We start from the raw sequence: 18,685 nt of genomic DNA on the forward strand, positions 1-18,685 counted from the left end.
GGACATGATCCGGTTCGAGCAGGTCACCAAGCGGTATCCGGACGGTACGACGGCCGTGGACGGCCTCAGCTTCGAGGTGGCCGAGGGCGAGCTGGCCACCCTCGTCGGCCCCTCGGGCTGCGGCAAGACCACCACCATGATGATGGTCAACCGGCTCATCGAGCCGACGTCCGGGCGGATCCTCGTGGACGGTGAGGACATCGCGAGGCTCGACCCGGTGCGGCTGCGCCGCCGGATCGGTTACGTCATCCAGCAGGCGGGCCTCTTCCCGCACCGCACGGTGCTCGACAACACGGCCACCGTGCCCGCCCTGATCGGCTGGAAGAAGGCCAGGGCCCGGGCGCGGGCGGCCGAACTCCTCGACCTGGTGGGCCTGGACCCGGCGGTCTACGGACCGCGCTATCCGCACCAGTTGTCGGGCGGCCAGCGGCAGCGGGTGGGGGTGGCGCGGGCGCTGGCCGCGGACCCGCCGGTGCTGCTGATGGACGAGCCGTTCGGCGCGGTCGACCCGGTGGTGCGCGTGCAGTTGCAGGACGAGTTCCTGCGGATGCAGGCCGCCGTCCGCAAGACGGTGCTGCTGGTCACGCACGACATCGAGGAGGCGGTGCGGCTGGGCGACCGTATCGCCGTCTACGGGCAGGGGCGCATCGAGCAGTTCGACACGCCCGGGGCGGTGCTCGGCACCCCGGCCACGCCGTACGTCGCCGAGTTCGTCGGCGCCGACCGCGGGCTGAAGAGGCTGTCGGTGACCCCGATCGAGCCCGACGACCTGGAGCAGCCGCCGGTCGCCCGTCCGGAGGAGCCCGCCGATCTCGCCGCCGGGCGGATGCGCGCCCGGGGTGCCCGCTGGGCCGTTGTGCTCGACGCCTCCGGCGACCTGCACGGCTGGGTCGGCCTCGACGAACTCGCCGCGGGCGGCTCCGTCGGCGACCTGGCGCACCGGATGGGTGCCTGGGTGGCCGTGGGCGCGCCCCTGAAGCAGGCGTTCGGCGTGATGCTCCAGCACGACGCGGGGTGGGTCGCCGTTCTGGACGGCTCGCGCTTCCTCGGTGTGCTGACCCCGGCGAAGCTGCACGAGGCGCTGCGGCGGTCGGTGGACGCGGACGCGCGCGGCGTCGCGCGGGGTCAGGTGCGCTTCGACTCCGTGGCGGACGCGTAGCGAACGGCCGCCGGCGTACGGCGGTGGCTGCGGTGCCCGGTCACTTCAGCAGCCCCTTCCGCCTGAGGTAGGACCTGGCCACGTCCGCGGGCAGCCGGCGCCAGCTGTCCACCTGCTGGTTCAGGGACGCCAGGTCGGCCGTGGTCAGTACGGTGTTGAGCCGGCCGAGGGCCTTGGTGGCGCCCGCGCCGCCCGCCCGGGCGCGGTTGACCACCGGGACGATGTAGTCGGCGTTCTGCAGATGCCGGTCGTCGGCGAGCAGGACGAGGCCGAAGTCGCCGAGGGTGGCGTCCGTGGTCGTGGTCAGCACCATCTGGTCCCGGCCGCTCTGCACCGCCTGCTTGGCCTGGGTGGTGCCGACGCCCTTGGGGTCGATGCCGGTGATGTCGATGCCGTACGTCTTCCTCAGCCCCGGTTCGCAGTACGGCCGCTGCACGCATTCGTCACCCGCCGCGAGCCGCACCTTCAGCCCCGAGGCGCCCAGGTCGCCGAGGGTCTTCAGGCCGTGCTGCCGGGCGTAGGAGGCACGCACCGCGAAGGCGTTCTGGTCCACGGCCCGGCCGGGGTCCAGGACGGTCAGACCGCGGGGCGTGGCCAGCCGGCGCAGCGCGCTCATCGTGGCGCCGAGGTCGGGGGAGCCGACCGGGGGTGCGTCGGCGCCGTGGGTCTTGGCGTTCAGCCAGTCGGCGAGCGTTGCCGCGTACTCGGGCACCACGTCGATCTGGCCCGATTCGAGGGCCGGTGCGTACAGTTCGCGGTTGGCGACCGTGATCAGCGAGGTCTGGTACCCGGCCTGGTTCAGCAGCAGCGCGTACATCTGGGCGAGCAGGTCGCTCTCGGTGAATCCGGCGGAGCCGACCGTCAGGTGCCGGCTGTCGCCCGGTGGCGCGGTGACCCGACCGTGGTTCTCCAGGGACGGCCCGGTGGAGCAGCCCGTGAGGAGGACCAGGACCGCCGGCGCCACGATCCGCCACCGGCCCCGGCCCGGCCGCTCGCGGGACCGGCGTCTCACCTGGGCCCTCTGGTCCAGGCCGGGGCAAGTCGTTCCGCGGTCTCGAAGACGGCCTCGACGAGCAGCGCGAACGCGGCGACGAGGACGGCCCCGGCCACCACCTGCGGTGTGCTGGCCAGGTTGAAGCCCGCGGTGATGATCCGGCCCAGTCCTCCCCCGCCGGCCAGCGCCGCGATGGTGGCGGTCGCGACGAGTTGCACGGCGGCGATCCGTACCCCGTTCAGCAGCATCGGGAGCGAAAGGGGAAGCTCCACGCGAAACATCGTCTGCCACCCCGTCATCCCCATGCCCCGGGCCGCTTGCACGACGCTCCGGTCGACCTCCCGCATGCCGACGTATGCGTTGGTGAGCAGCGGTGGCACGGCGAACAGCACCAGCGCGACCACCGTCGGCCCCTCGCCCCACTGTCCGACGGGGGTCAGGAGCAGCAGCACCAGTACGGCGAAGGTGGGCACCGCCCGGCCGATGTTGGAGATGTTGACGGCGAGAGCACCGCCCTTGCCCAGGTGGCCGAGGACGACCGCGACCGGCAGGGCGACCAGGCAGCTGACAACCAGGCAGACGACCGTCAGGACCAAGTGCTGCACGAGGCGGTGCCCGATGCCGTCGTCGCCCGCCCAGTGAGCGGGGTCCGTGAGCCAGTTCCAGGCGTCGGCGAGGGTCTTCATGCCCGGCGGTCCCGGGTCCAGGGTGTGATCAGGCGCTGCACGCCGAGCAGCAGCAGGTCGGCGGCGACGGCGATGAGCACGCACAGCACGGAGGCGGTCAGCACCTGCGCCTTGAAGTAGGTGTTCATCCCGGCGTAGATGAGATTGCCGAGCCCACCGAAACCGACGATCGCGCCCACCGTCACCAGGGAGACCGCCGAGACCGTGGCGATCCGCAGTCCGGCCGTCGCGGCGGGCAGGGCGAGTGGCAGTTCGACGGTGAGCAGCAGCCGGATCGGGCCGTAGCCCATGCCGCGCGCCGCCTGCCGGGTCTCCTCGGGGACCGCGCGCAGTCCGGCGAGGATGTTGCGCACCAGCAGGGTGAGCGAGTACAGCACGAGCCCGGCGACCACCAGGGTCGCCGAGAGGCCGTACACGGGCAGGAGCAGGGAGAACATCGCCAGGGACGGGATCGTGTACAGGATCGTCGTGACGCCCAGGACCGGGCCCGCCGCCCAGCCCCAGCGGCGGGCCAGCACGGCCAGCGGGACGGCGATGACGAGGGCGATGAGCACCGACAGGGCGGTCAGCCGGAGATGCTGGAGCACCGCGTCCAGGAGGATCTGGCGACGCGTGCTCAGATAGGCACCGCAGATCCATTCGTTGCGCGCGAGGCAGTCGTCCGGGGGCGCGGTCACGCGTCCATTCCACCGGGTGGCTCCCGGAGCGGCTCGTTGTGGTGATCCGTCCGGGGCGCCCTCGGCTCCGCCCCGCGCCGCGGGCCGGTCAGCTCACGCCCGCCGCGTCCAGCAGGGTGGCCGCGGTGGCGGTGGCCAGCCCGTCGTCGAGCGTTTCGACACCGGCTCCGCTGCGGGCACTGGCCCCGTCGAAGACCAGCATCAGCCGGCGGGCGAGCAGTTCGGGATCGCTCGCCCCGCCCAGCCGTGCCTGCTCGCCGAAGACGTCCTTCAGCCGCTCCTTGGCTCCCTGGGCGACCCTGCTCGCCGCGTGCTGGGGGTCCTTCAGCTCCACCAGTGCGGCGAGATAGGGACAGCCGCGGTATCCGGGCTCCACGGAGGCCTTCGCCAGCCGCTCGAAGACGTACAGGATGCGCTCACGGGGCGTGCCGGCGTCCTGCGGGCCGGGGATGAGCCGGGCCTCGTAGCCCGGGAGCCGGCGCTCCAGGCTCGCCGCGAGGACCTCGTCCTTGCTGTCGAAGAGCTGGTACATGGACCGCTTGGAGACCCCGGCGGTCCGGCACAGCGCCTCGACGCCGATGGACACGCCATCGCGGTAGAAGAGGTCGGCGGCCGCGTCGAGCAGCCGGTCCCGGGGAGACGCCTTGTCGGTGGTGGCCATACGGGGAGGTTACCGCGCCGGGGACCGGGAGGAAACCGATCGGTGTACCGGCCCGGTGGACGGCGGCCGCGGAGCTGGACCGCGGTGAAGCCCGTGACAGGCGAGCTGAACAAGCGCTTAGATAGGTACCCGGACGCCGTTGTGCCCGTACCGTGCTGGAGGCCCTGTTGTTCACGTCCGTCGACGATGTCGCCGCCCGCCTCGCCGAGACCGGCTACCTGGCCTCGCCCGCGGTCGCCACGACCGTCTTCCTCGCCGACCGCCTCGGCAAGCCGCTCCTGGTCGAGGGCCCTGCGGGGGTCGGCAAGACGGAGCTGGCCAAGGCCGTGGCCCAGGTCGCGGGGGCACGCCTGGTCCGCCTGCAGTGCTACGAAGGCGTCGACGAGTCCCGGGCACTGTACGAGTGGAACCACGCCAAGCAGCTGCTGCGCATCAGCGCGGGCCGGGACGAGACGTGGGACGAGACGCGCATGGACATCTTCAGCGAGGAGTTCCTGCTCGCGCGTCCGCTGCTGACGGCGATCCGCGGTGACGACCCCAAGGTGCTGCTGATCGACGAGACCGACAAGGCCGACGTCGAGATCGAGGGCCTGCTCCTCGAAGTGCTGAGCGACTTCCAGGTCACGGTGCCGGAGCTGGGCACCGTGACCGCGACGCGCCGCCCCTTCGTGGTGCTGACCTCCAACGCCACCCGCGAGCTGTCGGAGGCGCTGCGCCGCCGCTGCCTGTTCCTGCACATCGGTTTCCCGGACGAGGAGCTGGAGCGCCGGATCGTACGGCTCAAGGTGCCGGGGCTGGACGAGGCGCTGGCCAGGTCGGTGGTGCGGGTGGTCGGCACGCTGCGGGCGATGGACCTGCGCAAGGCGCCGTCGGTGGCCGAGACCGTCGACTGGGCCCGCACACTCCTCGCGCTCGGTGCGAGCGCCCTGGACGAGACCGTGGTCCGCGACACCCTCGGCGTGCTCCTCAAGCACCAGGACGACGTGTCGAAGGCGGCCGCCAAGCTCGACCTGGACGCCGTGTGAACGCCCCCGCGCCTGCCGGAGACGGTGTGGCGGAGCGGCTGACGGGGCTGGTCGGGGCGCTTCGTGCGCACGGCATCCGGATCGGCACCGGTGAGACCGTGGACGCGGGGCGGGCGATCGAGGAGCTGGGCCTGACGGACCGTGAGCTGCTGCGTGAGGGGCTGGCCGCCACACTGCTGCACGGAAACGGCCAACGGGCGGTGTTCGACCCGGTCTTCGACCTGTACTTCCCGCGCGGGGTGGGCGCGCCGCGGGGCGGGGCCGCGGACCGGGAGGACCTGCGGGACCGGCTCGCCGACGCCCTCGCGGCGGGCGACCTGGCGCTGCTGGAGCAGCTGGCCGCCGAGGCGGTCGACGGCTTCGGCGGATACGGGAGTTCACCGGAGGCGGACGGCTGGTCGGCGTACCAGACGCTGGAGCGGATCCGTCCGCAGACGCTGCTGGCGCGCGTCCGTGCCGGCGTCCGTGCGCACGGCGATGACGCCCCCTTCACCGACCGGCTGCTCGATGACGAGATCCGGCGCCGTATCGAGGTGTTCCGGCGGCAGGTGGGCGCGGAGGCGCGGCGCCGGGTCGCCGAACGGCGCGGGCGGGACGAGATCGCCCGGCGTGCGGTGGCGCCGAGCGCGGACCGGGTGGACTTCCTGTACGCGGGGCGCGACCGGCTCGCCGAACTGCGCCGCACCGTGCAGCCGCTGGCCCGGAAGCTGGCGACCCGTCTCGCCGCGCGCCGCCGCCGTGCCGCCCGGGGAACGATCGACCTGCGCCGTACCCTGCGCGGCTCGCTGTCGACGGGTGGCGTGCCGATGCGGCCGGTGCTGCGCCGGCGCCGCCCCACGCGGCCCGAACTGGTGCTGCTGTGCGACGTCTCCGGCTCCGTCTCGGGCTTCTCCGACTTCACGATGCTGCTGGTGCAGGCGCTGCACGACCAGTTCAGCAAGGTCCGCGTGTTCGCCTTCGTCAACCGCGTCGACGAGGTGACCGGGCTGCTCGGGCACGGCACGGCCGACCCCGGGGGCCTGGGCGCCCGCATCCAGGAGCAGGCGCGGCTGACCGGCTGGCACGGCAGCAGCGACTACGGCGTCGCGCTGGGCGAGTTCGACGAGCGGTACGGCGACGCGGTGGGTCCGCGCACGACCGTGTTCGTCCTCGGCGACGCCCGGACCAACATGAGCGATCCGAATCTCGCGGCGGTCCGTGCGATCGCCCGGCGGGCCCGCCGGCTGTACTGGCTGAACCCCGAGCCCCGGGCCCAGTGGGGCACGGGCGATTCCGCCGCGCCCGCCTACGCCGGCCTGGTCGGCATGTACGAGTGCCGCAACGCCCGTCAGCTCGGCGCCCTCGTCTCCCGCCTGCTGCCCGTCTGATCAGGCCGCGAGGTCCGGGTAGAGCACCGCGAGGTCGGCGGAGAGCCCGGCCTTGACCTGGCGCGTCAGGTCGTCGGCGAGCACCTCGTAGGCGTCGGACTCGATGCCGTCCAGGGCCTGGGCGGCCACGCTGTCGGGGGTGGACTTGGGCGCGTCGACGTTCGCGGTCATGTCCGTGTCGACGTAGCCGACGTGCAGGCCGGTGACCTGTATGCCGCGCGGCCTGAGGTCCAGGCGCAGCGAGTTGGTCTGCGACCACAGCGCGGCCTTGGAGGCGCTGTAGGAGCCCCGGATGCCGATCCACGACAGCACCGAGTGCACGTTGAGGATGTGGCCGCCGCCGTTGCGTTCGATGACCGGCACGAAGGCACGGGTCACGTTCAACGGGCCGTAGAAGTTGGTCTCGAACTCACGGCGGACGTCCTCGACGGGCGAGTCCAGGAAGTTGGCGACCAGCGCCTGCCCCGCGTTGTTGATGACGATCGTGACGTCCTGCGCCTGCTCGGCGGCGGCCGCGACGGAGGCCGGATCGCTCACTTCCAGGGCCAGGGGTACGGCGTCGGGATGTGTGACGGTCCGCGGGTCGCGCGCGGTGGCGTAGACCTTCTTGGCGCCCCGCTCGTAGAGGGCGGCGACCAGTGCGCGGCCGATGCCGCGGCTGCCGCCGGTGACCAGGGCGACGGAGCCTTCGATGGCGGTCATGGTGTTCTCCAGGTAGGGGATGCCGGATGCCGGACGCCCGGCGCACGGGCGGTGGGAAACCGATCGGTTTACTCGTCCCGCACACAGTAAACCGATCGGTTTCCTCCCGGCAAGGGCGGACGGCGCTCGCTTTCCCGGCGGACCCCGTGATCGACTTCCGAAGCACCGACCGCATCCGGACGAGGAGGCAGGACATGACCCATCCCCCGGTGGAACTCGGCACCTTCCCCACCCCCGCGGAGCCCGCTCCCCGGCTGGCCATCGCGATCGGGCTCCGGCCGGAGGACCCGTGGATCAAGCGCGACGACCTGACCGGGCTCGGCGGCGGTGGCAACAAGATCCGGAAGCTGGAGTGGACCGTGGGCGCGGCGCTGGCCGAGGGCGCGGACACCCTGGTGACCACGGGTGCCGCACAGAGCAACCACGCCCGCCTGACCGCGGCCGCGGGTGCGCGCCTGGGCCTGGACGTGGTGCTGGTGCTGCGCGGAGCGCCCGGCGCGGCGCATTCCGGGAACATCGCCCTGGACGGGCTGCTGGGCGCCCGGCTCGCCTGGGCCGGTGACGTGGACCAGCAGGGGCTCGACCGGGCGGCGGCCGAGGTCTGCGAGCGGCTGCGCTCAAGAGGCGCACGGCCGGCGCTCGTCCCCTTCGGCGGCTCCAGTGCTCTCGGGGCGCGGGGCTACGTGCGGTGCGGCGAGGAGCTGCGCCACCAGGTGCCGGAGGTCCGCCACACGGTCGTCGCGCTCGGCTCCGGGGGGACGATGGCCGGACTGGTCGCGGCCCTGGGGCCGCGGACGGTGCTGGGCGTCGACGTCGGGGCGCTCGCCGAACCGGCGGCGGCGGTCTGCCGGTTCGCGGGCCCGTCGGCGTCGGCCCCGGTCGCACCGCAGGATCTGCGGGTCCGCTCGGACCGGATCGGCGCCGGTTACGGCACGCTGACCGAGCCGGTGGCGTCGGCCCTCACCCTCGCGGCCCGGACCGAGGGCCTGATCCTGGACCCCACGTACACGGGCAGGGCCCTGGCCGGCCTGGTCGCAGCCGTCGCCGACGGTGACATCCGGCCGGGCGAGAAGACGGTGTTCGTGCACACGGGCGGGCTGCCGGGGCTGTTCGGGCACGCCGGTGCGGTGGCGTACGCCGAGCAGGGCATCGCCGCGCAGGAGGCGTGAGGGCGGCTGGGCGCGCACGAGGCGTGAGGGCCGCTGGGCGTGCCTGGCCGGAGTGCGCGCGGCGGCGGGCTGCTCTAGCGTCGGACGCAGGAGGGCGGTCCCGCGGGCCACGGGTGCGGGGGCCCGGTTCACAGCCGTACACGGCCGGGTCCGCTGCCCGGCGCCGTGCATCCGCCCGTCCCCGACCAGCCCCGGAGAGCAGGTGCCTTCCATGCTCATGTCGGCCCGTCCCACCGGTTTCCTCACCGGTCTGACCCTCGCACTCGGCGGCGTGGCGCTCGCCGCCCCCGCCGCCCACGCGGACATCCCGGCCTGCACGAAGATGGTTCAGCAGACGGGCGTCGAAGTCTCCGACGCCGTCACCAAGGCGTGCACCCTGGGTGTGCACAACGACCTGCGGGGCTGTGTCAGCGCCCTGACCGCGGTCGGCGCGCCGGGCGGCGCCGCAACCGGTGCCTGCCGGGCGGCGGCCAACCCGCCGTGACGGCCCGCGCCCTGAGGGAGCGTCAAGAGGGGGGCGGGGGCTGCGTGTCGGACGGCGGGGCCGGGACGAGCGGGTCGTCGACGACGCCTCGGGCCGCGCGCGTGTCCTCGTACGCCTCGACCGCCATCTCGCCGGCCGCCGCCGTCAGCGCGCGCAGGGCGGGCACCAGCGCCGCGCGTTCCGCCTGTGGCAACCGCTGCACCAGCCTGCGGATCTCCGCGCGGCGGTGCGCGAGCACCCTCGTCACCAGCGCGTGTCCGGCCGACGTCAGACTGAGGACCACCTCGCGGCGGCTGGCGGGGTTGGTTCTGCGGTCGACGAGGTCGAGCACTTCGAGGCGTTCCACCATGCGCAGCGCGGTGGACGGGTTGACGCCGAGCGCGGCCGCCAGGGCGGCGAGCTTGACCGGGCCGCGGGTGTCGAGCACGACCAGCGCCCGGAGCTGCGGCAGCGTGAGCGACTCGGCGGTGGAGGCGAGGGCGCGGGCGGAGATCGCCACGAACAGCCGGGACGCGGTCATCACGGCGACGATCAACTCCTCGGCCTCGCACTCCCGTTCATGACGCGTGGCCCGTGCGCCGCAGGCGGGATCCGACTCTCGCTGTACCATGCTGTCCCTTTCCTCCTCGCCTTCCCCCTCGGCTGCCCCCTCGCCTTTCTCTTCGCCTTTCTCTTCGGCTTTCTCTTCGCCTTTCTCCTCGGCTTCCTCCTGACCGGTGCACGGAGCCGGGCGGGGCTCACGCCGTACGACCGTCCGGGCCGCCGTGCCGTTCGTTCTCCTCATGCGGTGCGGGCGCGGCCGCGCCGGCCCAGCGCGGCCTTCGCCGTGGCGGCGGCCCCGAGGGCGAGCGCGCAGGCGGCCGCGGCGGGGTGCCGGGCCAGGGCGGCCTCGAAGGACCGGCCGTGCGAGGAGTCGTCGAAGACGCCGTGGGCACCGCGGTCGCTGCCCTCCGGCCGGTCCACGGGGTCGAAGAGGTTGCTCCTGCCGGTCGGTGGCCGCCGGTCGGTCTGCTGGGAGTCGAACCCGGTACGGGCCAGATACCGGTCGAGCAGGGCCGGGGCCAGGCGGTTGGCCCAGACGGTGGCCACGGTGGTGGCACCGACGTAGTACTGCTTGCGGCGCGAGTGGTCGGCGGCATGCACGACGCCCCGGGCGGCGACCTCGGGCTGGTAGATGGGCGGCACCGGACTGGGGTGGCGGGCAGACGGGAGCGGACCCAGGAGAACTGTGGGGTGTTCACGGCCGGCATCTGGGCGATGGTGACGTGCACGTTGCTGCCGCGGTGCAGCAGCTCGGTGCGCAGCGAGGAGGTGAAGCCGTTGATGGCGTGCTTGGCTCCGCAGTAGACCGACTGCAGGGGCACGGCCCTCTCCCCCAGCGCCGAACCCACCTGCACGATCGTGCCGCGGTCCCGGGGCAGCATGCGCCGCAGCGCGGCCCGGGTGCCGTTGACGAAACCGAGGTAGGTCACCTCGGTGGCCCGCTCGTACTCCTCGGGCGTGATCTCCTCGAAGGGGGCGAACACGGTGCTGAACGCGCAGTTGATCCACACGTCGAGGGGACCGAACTCCGCCTCGGCGGCGGATGCGGCGGCCTCCATCTGCTGTCGGTCGGCCACGTCGGCCACCCGCACCAGGGGCCGGCCGCCGAGCGACTCGACCTCCTTGGCGGCGGCGTCCAGGCCGGCCCGGCCGCGCGCGATCAGGACGACGTTCGCGCCACGCCGGGCGAAGAGGCGGGCGGTGGCGCGGCCGATGCCCGCACTGGCACCGGTGATGACGACGGTCTGGGTCATGAGTCAGCTCCTATCCCGGCGGCGCGCGCCGCCGGGCTCGGGATCTCGGGCGAGGCGGGCACCGGTCTCCAGCAGAAGGGCGTGCACGAAGGCCTGCGGGAGGTTGCCGCGCAGCTGACGCTGGGCGATGTCGAACTCCTCCGCGTACAGGCCGGACGCGCCGCAGGCGCCGCGGTTGCGTTCGAACCAGCGGTGCGCCTCGACGAGGCGGCCCTGCTGGTGTTCGGCGAGGGCCATGACGAATCCGCAGAGCAGAAAGGCCCCCTCGGCCTCCTCCAGGGGCCGTTCGTCGTGGCGGAAGCGGTAGATGAAGTGGTCCTGGGCCAGTTGCTCGCGGCAGGCCGCGAGGGTCGCGCGGGTGCGTACGTCGTCGACGGGCACGGCACCGCGCAGGGCGGGCATCAGCAGCGCGGCGTCGACCGTGGGGTCCTCGGGGGTGCGCCGCCAGTGGCCGTCGGCGTGCACACAGGTGGCCGAGGTCTCTGCGAGCACGGTGTCGGCGAGCACGGTGCAGGTCTCGGCGAGGGGGTGGCGCGGTGCCGCGTCGGCCAGGGCACGCAGCCCGGCGACGCAGATCAGCCGACTGTGGGTCCACGGCCGGGGGTCCAGCTCCCAGATGCCCGCGTCGGGCTCCCGCCACCGCTCGGCGATGGCCCGCACCGCGAGGTCGGCGGCCTTGAAGGCGTCGGCGTCCAGGCGGTCCGCGCGCTCGGCGGCGGCGAACAGCAGCAGCGCCTCGCCGAAACAGTCCAGTTGGAACTGCTTGCAGACGTGGTTGCCGATGCGGCTGAAGCCGCCGGGATATCCGGGCAGGTCGAGCTCTCGCTGCCCGGGTACGGCCGTGCCGTGGACGGTGTAGGCGGGGGCGAGCCGGGGGCCGTCGGCCAGCAGCCGTTCGCGGACGAAGCGGACGGCGGCGTCCAGGAGCTCCGTCGCGCCGGCGGCGGCCGCGGCCTGCCCGGCGTAGCTCTGGTCGCGGATCCACACGTACCGGTAGTCGTAGTTGCGGCCCGCCTCCGCGCGTTCGGGGAGGCTGGTGGTGGCCGCGGCGACCATGCCGCCGCCGCGCGTGGTCAGGCCGCGCAGCAGCGCGTAGGCGCTGCGGGTGTCGCGGCCGGCGATGGTGTGCTCCAGCCGGGGCACCGCCGCCCGCCAGGCGCGTTCGGTCCCGGCCCAGGCTTCCTGGGCCCGCGGGGCGGTACGGGGCAGCGGGGAGTCGGAGCACTCCAGGACCAGGTCGTGGCGCTCGCCGGGTTCGAGCAGCAGATCGGCGGTCAGGCCCTCCGTGCGGGCGGTGGCGAACGGGGCGCCCTGCCAGCGCAGACGGTGCCGGCCGGAGTGCAGGTGCCATACGCCGTCGTCGCCTCGGTGTACGGAGGTCAGCGGGGCGCGGCCGTAGTCGGCATGCGGATCCAGCACGACCCGGACGTGGGCCGGTCCGTCGACGGCGACCAGTTGCCGCAGCAGGACCAGGCGGCCCGGCTCGCCGGGGAAGGCGAGGGCCTCGCGGCACTCGACGACGCCCTCGGTGGTCGCCCATCGGCTGCGCCGGACCAGGGTGCCGTCCTCGTAGTAGCCGCCGGGGACGTAGCTGCCGCGCGGGGTGACGGCGTAGACGCCGTGGCCGCCGATGAGGGAGGCGAACACCGCGTCGTCGTGCCAGGTGGGTGCGCACAGCCAGTTGACGGCGCCGTCCGGGCCGATCAGGGCGCCGCGCTCTCCGTCGGCCAGCAGCGCGTAGTCGCGCAGCGCGTGCGGCGGGAAGGGTGTGGTGCTCATGCTGCTGCTCCTGCGGTCAGGCCACCCGGTAGTTCTGTGCGCGTTCGGTGTTGAGGGTCAGGCCGAGTCCGGGCGCGCCGTCCGCGCCGGGGGTGACGCTGCCGCCGTCGGGGTCGAGGACGCCGTCGAAGAGCGGTAGTTGGAGCCGTCCGTGGCGTAGGCGCCCGTGCTGCCCGCGTCGAAGCGGACCTCGGCGTCCACGGCCTCGCGCAGCGCCGCCTCAGGGCCGGCCACGTCCATGGTGGAGGAGTCGAGGGGGGATGCGCGCGCCATCGGGAAACCGCCTTCCGGGACCGCTGCTGCCGTTCGGGACGTCTGGCCGTGCGAGCGGCCCGCGGCCGCCGTCGGCGCCCGGGTACCCGGCCTTGCACTGTGCAAGGGTGCCTTTTGCCCCCGTGCCGGCCCGCGCGGTGGGCCCGGCATGCGCGGCCCCCTGGGGGATACTCCCCTCGGGACGCGGGTGGACGGCGAAGGGTGCGGACGATGGGGGCGATCGGGCACGCGCTGGCCATCGCCGGGTCGATGACCTGGGAGGTCACCTGGGCGCTGATCCTCGGCTTCGCGCTGTCCGCCGTCGTCCAGGCGGTGGTGCGGCGGTCGACGGTCGCCCGGCTGCTCGGGGACGACCGGCCGCGGACGCTCGCGGTGGCGGCGGGACTCGGCGCGGCCTCGTCGTCCTGTTCGTACGCCGCCGTCGCGCTGGCCCGGTCCCTGTTCCGCAAGGGCGCCGACTTCACGGCGGCGATGGCCTTCGAGATCGCCTCCACCAACCTGGTGATCGAACTGGGGGTGATCCTGGCCCTGCTGATGGGCTGGCAGTTCACCGCGGCGGAGTTCGTGGGCGGACCGGTCATGATCGTCGTCCTCGCGCTGCTGTTCCGCCTCCTGCTGCGCGAGCGGCTGCTGCGCGAGGCCCGGGAGCAGGCCGAGCGGGGGCTGGCCGGTTCGATGGAGGGGCATGCGGCGATGGACATGTCGGTGCGCAGGCAGGGACGTTTCGCCCGTCGCCTGTTCTCCGGTGAGGGCGTCACCGCCGTGTCGCACATCTTCGTCATGGAGTGGGCGGCCATCCTGCGGGACCTGGTCGCCGGTCTGCTCATCGCGGGCGCGATCGCCGCCTGGGTGCCGGACGACTTCTGGCACACGTTCTTCGCGGCCGGTGATCCGACGGTGGCGAAGCTGATCGGTCCGCTGGTCGGTCCGCTGGTGGCGATCGCGACCTTCGTCTGCTCGATCGGCAACGTGCCGCTGGCCGTGGTGCTGTGGAAGGGCGGCATCAGCTTCGGCGGCGTGATCGCGTTCATTTACGCGGATCTGCTGATCCTGCCGATCGTCAACATCTACCGGAAGTACTACGGGGGACGGATGGCCGCGTTCCTGCCGGCGACGTTCTTCGTCTCGGCCGTGGTCGCCGGCTACGTCGTCGAGTTGCTCTTCGGGGGCCTCGGCCTGGTCCCCGACCAGGCCGGAGCCGAGATCCCCGAGGCGGGGATCGCCTGGAACTACACGACCTGGCTCAACATCGCCTTCCTGCTGCTGGCCGCGCTGCTGGTCGTCCGCTTCCTGCGCACCGGCGGACCGGCGATGCTGCGGATGATGGGCGGCTCGCCCGACCACGGCGATCCGCGGCACGAGCGCTCCGCCTCCGACCCGGGCTCCCGCCACTGAGCCCCGCCGCCCGGGACGGCGCCGTCCCGTGCAACGCGCGGGCGTGCCCGAATCCTGAGATCCTGAGCGAGGCAGCACTGCTCATGGCCTGACGGACAGTGGTGGTGAGCGCGGTGACCGAACGTGGTGAGAACAGTCCGGGGGCGACGACTCCGGGACTTGATCCGCTGGGTGACCCGTTCCTGCGTACCCGGTTCGCCGTGCCCCTGCGGCCGGCCACGTTCCTGCGCCGGGACCGCCTGGTCGAGCACCTGCGGCAGGCACTGGACACACCGTTGACGATGGTCAACGGCGCTGCCGGCGCGGGCAAGACCCTGCTGGTCGCCGACTGGGCCGCCCGCCTGGGACGGCCGGTGGCCTGGCTCACCTGCGACGCCTCGGACCAGGCGCCCGGCGTCTTCTGGGCGTACCTCCTGCAGGCACTGCGGGTGTGCGGTGTGCAGGAGACCAGGGACTTCGGCTGCCCCGCGGACGCCGGCCGGGTGGACCACGCCCTGCTGACCCGGCTCGCCGCGGAACTCGACGGGCGCGAGCGGCCCGTGATCGTGGTCCTCGACGAGTACGACCGCGTGACCGCTCCGGAGATCGCGGACCAACTGGAGTTCGTCCTGCACCACGCCGGCGGGGGCATGCGGCTGATCCTCGTCACCCGTACCGAGCCGATGCTCCCCCTGCACCGGTACCGCGCGAACGGCACCCTCACCGAGATCCGGGACGCGGAACTCGCCTTCACCCCGCGGGAGGCGGCGACTCTGCTGGACCTGCACGGCCTGCGGCTGACCGACGACGCCGCCCGCGCACTGGTGGAGCGCACCCGGGGCTGGGCGGCGGGCCTCAGGCTGTGTGCCCTGGCCGCGCAGCAGAGCAGCGATCCGGAGACGTACCTCAAGGAGTTCGAGGCCGGGCAGAGTGCGGTCGCCGACTTCCTGCTGGCCGAGGTGCTCAAGAGGCAGGCGCCCGAGACGCAGGACCTGCTGCTGCGCGTCAGCGTCCTGGACCGGTTCTCTCCCGACCTGGCGAACGCGCTCGCCGGGCGCAGCGACGCCGAACCCATCCTGGCCGAGCTGCACCGTGCCAACGCGTTCGTCGAACACCTCGGCCACTCCTGGTACCGCCTCCACCCGCTGTTCGCGGAGATCCTCGGGGCTCATCTGCGGGTGCGGTTCCCGGGTCTGGACACCGAGTTGCACCGCAGGGCCGCCGCATGGCTGCGCCAGTGCGGGCGCCTGCCCGAGACGCTCGCCCACGGCGCCGCGGCGGGCGACTGGGAGTTCACCGCCCGTGCGCTCGTCGACGACCTGGCGATCGGGCAGTTCTTCACCGGCCTGCGCTCCGACGACCTGGACGACCTGTTCTCCCGGATGGCGCCCGACACCACCGGCCCCGAGGCCGACCTCGTGCGTGCCGCACGCCGGCTCTCCGACCGCGATGTGGAACGCGCCCTGGCCCATCTGGAGCAGGCGCGGCAGGAGCTGGACCGGGACGGGGAGGGCAGGGCGGCGGGCCGGCTGAGCTGCGCGCTGCTGGACGCCCTCACGGCCCGGCTGACGGGTTCGCCGGGGCTTGCCGAGGCGGCGGCGGAGACGGCAATGGAGCTGCGGCCGGACATTCCGGCCGAGTTCCTGGACCGGCATCCCGAACTCGACGCCCTGCTCCAGACACACCTGGGGTCGGCCCGCCTGTGGGCGGGGCGTTTCGACGACGCGCGAGAGGCGCTGTCCGCGGCGGCCGCGAGTTCCGGCGGGGCCTCGACGGCACTGCCCCGTGAGGAGTCGCTGAGCCGGCTGGCACTGATCGACTACCTGAACGGCTGGCCGCAGCGGGCGGAGCGCAAGGCGCTGGCCGCGCTCACCGACGCGGAACGCTTCAGCCTGCCCGAACCCTCGGGTTCGGGCCTCGGGCGCGTGGTGCTGGCCGGGGTGGCCGTCGACCGTGACGAGCTGCACCAGGCCGGGGCCCTCCTGGACCAGGCGGTGGCCGCGGAGCCCGTCCCGCAGGATCCGGTCACGGCGGCGGGCCGGATCATCGTGAGGGCGCTGTTGCAGCTGGCCCGGGGCGAGGCGGGCGCCGCCCTGGAGACCGCGGAGTCGGCCATCCGCGCCGTCGAGGCGTCCCCGTGGGCCGAGGACCACGCGGCGCTCGTCGCCTCCGCCGTGCACCTGGCGGAGGGCCACGCGGAAACCGCCGTGAAGGTGGTGGAGTTCGCGGCGGGCCACGACGCGGCCTGTGCGGTCGCCGCCGCCCGCGCCCAGCTCGCGGCCGGGCACCCGGACGCGGCACTGGAGATCCTCGACCGGCTTCCCGCCACGGAGCACAGCGGCCCCGCGGTGACGGTCCGCGCCCTGCTGGTACGGGCACAGGCCGCCGACCAGGTGGGCGACCACGCCACCGCGCGCCGACTGGTCGTCCAGGCACTCCTCGACGCCCGGCGGGAGCGTTTGCGCCGACCCTTCCTGGAGGCCGGCCCCTGGATCCGCCGCCTGCTGGCCGCGGACCCGGCCCGTGAGCCGGCCGCGGGCTGGCTCGTGGACCGCCCGGGGCCGGGGGCCGGAAGGCCGTCCCGCCTCGCCGAGCCCCCGGCGCCGGTCGTCGAGGAGCTCAGCGGCCGCGAGCGCGATGTGCTGCGGCGGCTCGCACAGATGATGTCGACCGAGGAGATCGCCGCGGACCTGTTCGTGTCGGTGAACACGGTGAAGACACACCTCAAGAGCGTGTACCGCAAGCTCGGCGTGAACCGCCGCAACGACGCGGTGCGCCGGGCACGCGAGCTGCAGCTCCTGTGAGGACATCGGGGATGCCACCGCCGGTGCGCGGGCCCCGGCGCCTCGCCCCCGGCGGGTGAGGCGTCCGCGGCACTTCTCGGATGCCATGGAGTCGTGAAACACTGGCGGGCTCTGATCGTCCTCGGCACGGCCCAGTTCCTGATGGTGCTGGACACCTCCGTCATGAACGTGTCCATCAGCCGGCTGGTGGAGGACTTCGACACGGAGGTCACGGCCATTCAGGCCGTCATCACGCTGTACGCCCTGGTCATGGCGGCCTTCATGATCATCGGCGGCAAGTGCGGGGACATCCTCGGGCGGCGCCGCATGTTCGTGCTCGGACTGGTCGTCTACGGCACGGGATCGGCCCTGACCGCCGCGGCGCCCACGCTGTGGGTGCTGACGCTCGGCTGGTCGGTGATCGAGGGACTCGGTGCCGCCATGGTGCTGCCGGCCATGGCCGCGCTCGTCGCGGAGTCGTACCGCGGGGCGGACCGGGCCGTCGCGTACGGCGTGATCGGCGGCCTCGCCGGTGCGGGGATCGCGGTCGGCCCGCTGCTGGGCGGCTGGGTGACGACCTATCTCACCTGGCGGCTCGTGTTCGCCGGTGAGGTCGTGGTGGTCGTGGCCGTGCTCTGCTGCCATCGGATGGTCGCCGAGTCGCCGCGCGCCGGCCCGCGCCCCCGCCTGGACGGCGTCGGCGCCGCGCTCTCGGCGGCCGGCCTCGGGCTCTGCGTGCTCGGCGTGTTGCAGAGCACGACCTGGGGGTGGGTGCAGCCCCGGAACCCCCCGTTCACCGTCTTCGGCTTCGCGCCGACGCTGTTCGTCGTCACCGCGGGGATCGTGGTCCTGCTCGGGTTTCGCGACTGGGAGCGGCGGCGCGCCGCGCACGACGCGGATCCGCTGGTGCACCTGTCCCTGCTGAACAGGCCCGCACTGCGCTCAGGTCTGCTGGCGCTGCTGAGCCAGAACCTCATTCTGCTGGGACTGTTCTTCACCATCCCGCTGTATCTGCAGGTGGTGCAGGGCTTCGACGCCTTCCAGACGGGACTGCGTCTGCTGCCCGTCTCCGTCACCATGCTGCTGGCCTCCGCATGTGCCTCCCGCCTCGGCCGGGTGGCGGGGCCGCGCCGCGTGGTCCGGCTCGCCCTGGCGTGCCTGGCGGCTGCCGTCGTGTGGCTGCTGGCCACCATCAAGCCGGTCATCGACGACGCACAGTTCGCCGCGGCGATGGCCCTGCTGGGCGTGGGGATGGGGCTGCTCGCCTCCCAACTGGGCAACGTCGTGCAGTCCAGCGCCGGCGAGGAGGAACGCAGCGAGGTCGGCGGGCTGCAGTTCACGGCCCAGAACCTGGGATCGTCGCTGGGCACCGCGCTCATCGGGTCAGTGCTCATCGGTGCCCTGGCCCACGCCTTCGCCGCTCACGTCGCACAGGACCCGCGCCTGTCGGACGCGGCACGTCACCAGACCGGCGTCGCACTCGAGGCCGGAATCAACTTCGTCACCACCGAGCAGGTGCACACGGCGGCCGAGCGGGCCGGTCTGCCCCCGTCCGAGGCCGCCGCCGTGACGGACTCCTACGCGTCGGCGCAGCTGGCGGGCCTAAGGTCGGCGATCCTGGCCACCGGCGGAATCACCCTTGCCAGTTTCCTGGTCACGGGAGACCTGCCGACGGGCCGGGCGAGCGGCCGGACACGGCCGACGTCCGGCGCGACGGCCGACACGTCCGAGCGGGCACAGTGAGCCGCCCGGGAAT

The 18,685-nt window shown here is 73.5% G+C and carries 16 protein-coding genes and 1 pseudogene; 8 read left to right on the plus strand and 9 right to left on the minus strand.

The window, feature by feature from the left end; all coding sequences use genetic code 11:
• Positions 1–4: 4 nt before the first annotated feature.
• Positions 5–1,159 (plus strand): betaine/proline/choline family ABC transporter ATP-binding protein, encoded by a 1,155-nt coding sequence (locus AB0A61_RS14595; protein ID WP_361291461.1) that lies wholly within the window; start codon positions 5–7, stop codon positions 1,157–1,159.
• Between the two features lie 40 nt (positions 1,160–1,199).
• Here the strand turns inward: AB0A61_RS14595 and AB0A61_RS14600 are convergent, their stop codons facing one another.
• The 4 genes from AB0A61_RS14600 to AB0A61_RS14615 form a co-directional block, all read right to left on the minus strand.
• Complete coding sequence (locus AB0A61_RS14600; protein WP_361291560.1) at positions 1,200–2,126, minus strand: ABC transporter substrate-binding protein; 927 nt, start codon at positions 2,124–2,126, stop codon at positions 1,200–1,202.
• A 41-nt stretch (positions 2,127–2,167) separates the two neighbouring features.
• Positions 2,168–2,839 (minus strand): ABC transporter permease subunit, encoded by a 672-nt coding sequence (locus AB0A61_RS14605; protein WP_361291464.1) that lies wholly within the window; start codon positions 2,837–2,839, stop codon positions 2,168–2,170.
• Complete coding sequence (locus tag AB0A61_RS14610) at positions 2,836–3,516, minus strand: ABC transporter permease (protein ID WP_361291467.1); 681 nt, start codon at positions 3,514–3,516, stop codon at positions 2,836–2,838. The genes AB0A61_RS14605 and AB0A61_RS14610 overlap by 4 nt, the downstream gene beginning before the upstream one ends.
• Positions 3,517–3,604: 88 nt before the next feature.
• Positions 3,605–4,177, minus strand: coding sequence for a TetR/AcrR family transcriptional regulator (locus tag AB0A61_RS14615; protein WP_361291470.1), 573 nt, complete (start codon positions 4,175–4,177; stop codon positions 3,605–3,607).
• A gap of 167 nt (positions 4,178–4,344) precedes the next feature.
• On the opposite strand from AB0A61_RS14615, the gene AB0A61_RS14620 reads away from it, so the two are divergent.
• Positions 4,345–5,202: a MoxR family ATPase gene (locus AB0A61_RS14620; RefSeq protein ID WP_361291473.1), complete on the plus strand. Its 858-nt coding sequence runs from the start codon at positions 4,345–4,347 to the stop codon at positions 5,200–5,202.
• 26 nt (positions 5,203–5,228) lie between these two features.
• Positions 5,229–6,569, plus strand: coding sequence for a VWA domain-containing protein (locus tag AB0A61_RS14625; protein WP_361291476.1), 1,341 nt, complete (start codon positions 5,229–5,231; stop codon positions 6,567–6,569).
• On the opposite strand, the gene AB0A61_RS14630 is transcribed toward AB0A61_RS14625, so the two are convergent.
• Positions 6,570–7,271: an SDR family oxidoreductase gene (locus tag AB0A61_RS14630; RefSeq protein ID WP_361291479.1), complete on the minus strand. Its 702-nt coding sequence runs from the start codon at positions 7,269–7,271 to the stop codon at positions 6,570–6,572. It lies immediately after the preceding gene.
• A gap of 194 nt (positions 7,272–7,465) precedes the next feature.
• Here AB0A61_RS14630 and AB0A61_RS14635 point away from each other — a divergent pair, with 194 nt between their 5' ends.
• Both AB0A61_RS14635 and AB0A61_RS14640 read left to right on the plus strand, forming a co-directional pair.
• A complete protein-coding gene (locus AB0A61_RS14635) occupies positions 7,466–8,440 on the plus strand; it encodes a pyridoxal-phosphate dependent enzyme (protein ID WP_361291482.1) in 975 nt (324 codons plus the stop codon).
• Between the two features lie 211 nt (positions 8,441–8,651).
• Complete coding sequence (locus AB0A61_RS14640) at positions 8,652–8,924, plus strand: hypothetical protein (RefSeq protein WP_361291485.1); 273 nt, start codon at positions 8,652–8,654, stop codon at positions 8,922–8,924.
• Positions 8,925–8,946: 22 nt separating this feature from the next.
• Here the strand turns inward: AB0A61_RS14640 and AB0A61_RS14645 are convergent, their stop codons facing one another.
• The 4 genes and pseudogenes from AB0A61_RS14645 to AB0A61_RS14660 all read right to left on the minus strand — a co-directional run bounded on the left by AB0A61_RS14645 (position 8,947) and on the right by AB0A61_RS14660 (position 12,772).
• Positions 8,947–9,534 (minus strand): MarR family transcriptional regulator, encoded by a 588-nt coding sequence (locus AB0A61_RS14645; protein WP_361291488.1) that lies wholly within the window; start codon positions 9,532–9,534, stop codon positions 8,947–8,949.
• A gap of 170 nt (positions 9,535–9,704) precedes the next feature.
• A pseudogene (locus tag AB0A61_RS14650) lies at positions 9,705–10,720 on the minus strand (SDR family oxidoreductase).
• Positions 10,721–10,723: 3 nt separating this feature from the next.
• Positions 10,724–12,499, minus strand: coding sequence for a glycoside hydrolase family 15 protein (locus AB0A61_RS14655; protein ID WP_361291491.1), 1,776 nt, complete (start codon positions 12,497–12,499; stop codon positions 10,724–10,726).
• A 57-nt stretch (positions 12,500–12,556) separates the two neighbouring features.
• Positions 12,557–12,772, minus strand: a complete 216-nt coding sequence (locus tag AB0A61_RS14660) for a hypothetical protein (protein ID WP_361291494.1) — start codon at positions 12,770–12,772, stop codon at positions 12,557–12,559.
• A gap of 210 nt (positions 12,773–12,982) precedes the next feature.
• Here AB0A61_RS14660 and AB0A61_RS14665 point away from each other — a divergent pair, with 210 nt between their 5' ends.
• The 3 genes from AB0A61_RS14665 to AB0A61_RS14675 all read left to right on the plus strand — a co-directional run bounded on the left by AB0A61_RS14665 (position 12,983) and on the right by AB0A61_RS14675 (position 18,672).
• Positions 12,983–14,167 carry a permease gene (locus tag AB0A61_RS14665; RefSeq protein WP_361291496.1) on the plus strand — a complete coding sequence of 395 codons (1,185 nt, stop codon included), beginning with the start codon at positions 12,983–12,985 and terminating at the stop codon, positions 14,165–14,167.
• Positions 14,168–14,280: 113 nt separating this feature from the next.
• Positions 14,281–16,950: a LuxR C-terminal-related transcriptional regulator gene (locus AB0A61_RS14670; protein WP_361291498.1), complete on the plus strand. Its 2,670-nt coding sequence runs from the start codon at positions 14,281–14,283 to the stop codon at positions 16,948–16,950.
• 93 nt (positions 16,951–17,043) lie between these two features.
• Positions 17,044–18,672: an MFS transporter gene (locus tag AB0A61_RS14675; protein ID WP_361291500.1), complete on the plus strand. Its 1,629-nt coding sequence runs from the start codon at positions 17,044–17,046 to the stop codon at positions 18,670–18,672.
• The last annotated feature ends 13 nt before the right edge of the window (positions 18,673–18,685 follow it).

Origin of the sequence: Streptomyces sp. NPDC046197, assembly GCF_040646295.1 — a bacterium.
Taxonomy (GTDB): Bacteria; Actinomycetota; Actinomycetes; order Streptomycetales; family Streptomycetaceae; genus Streptomyces.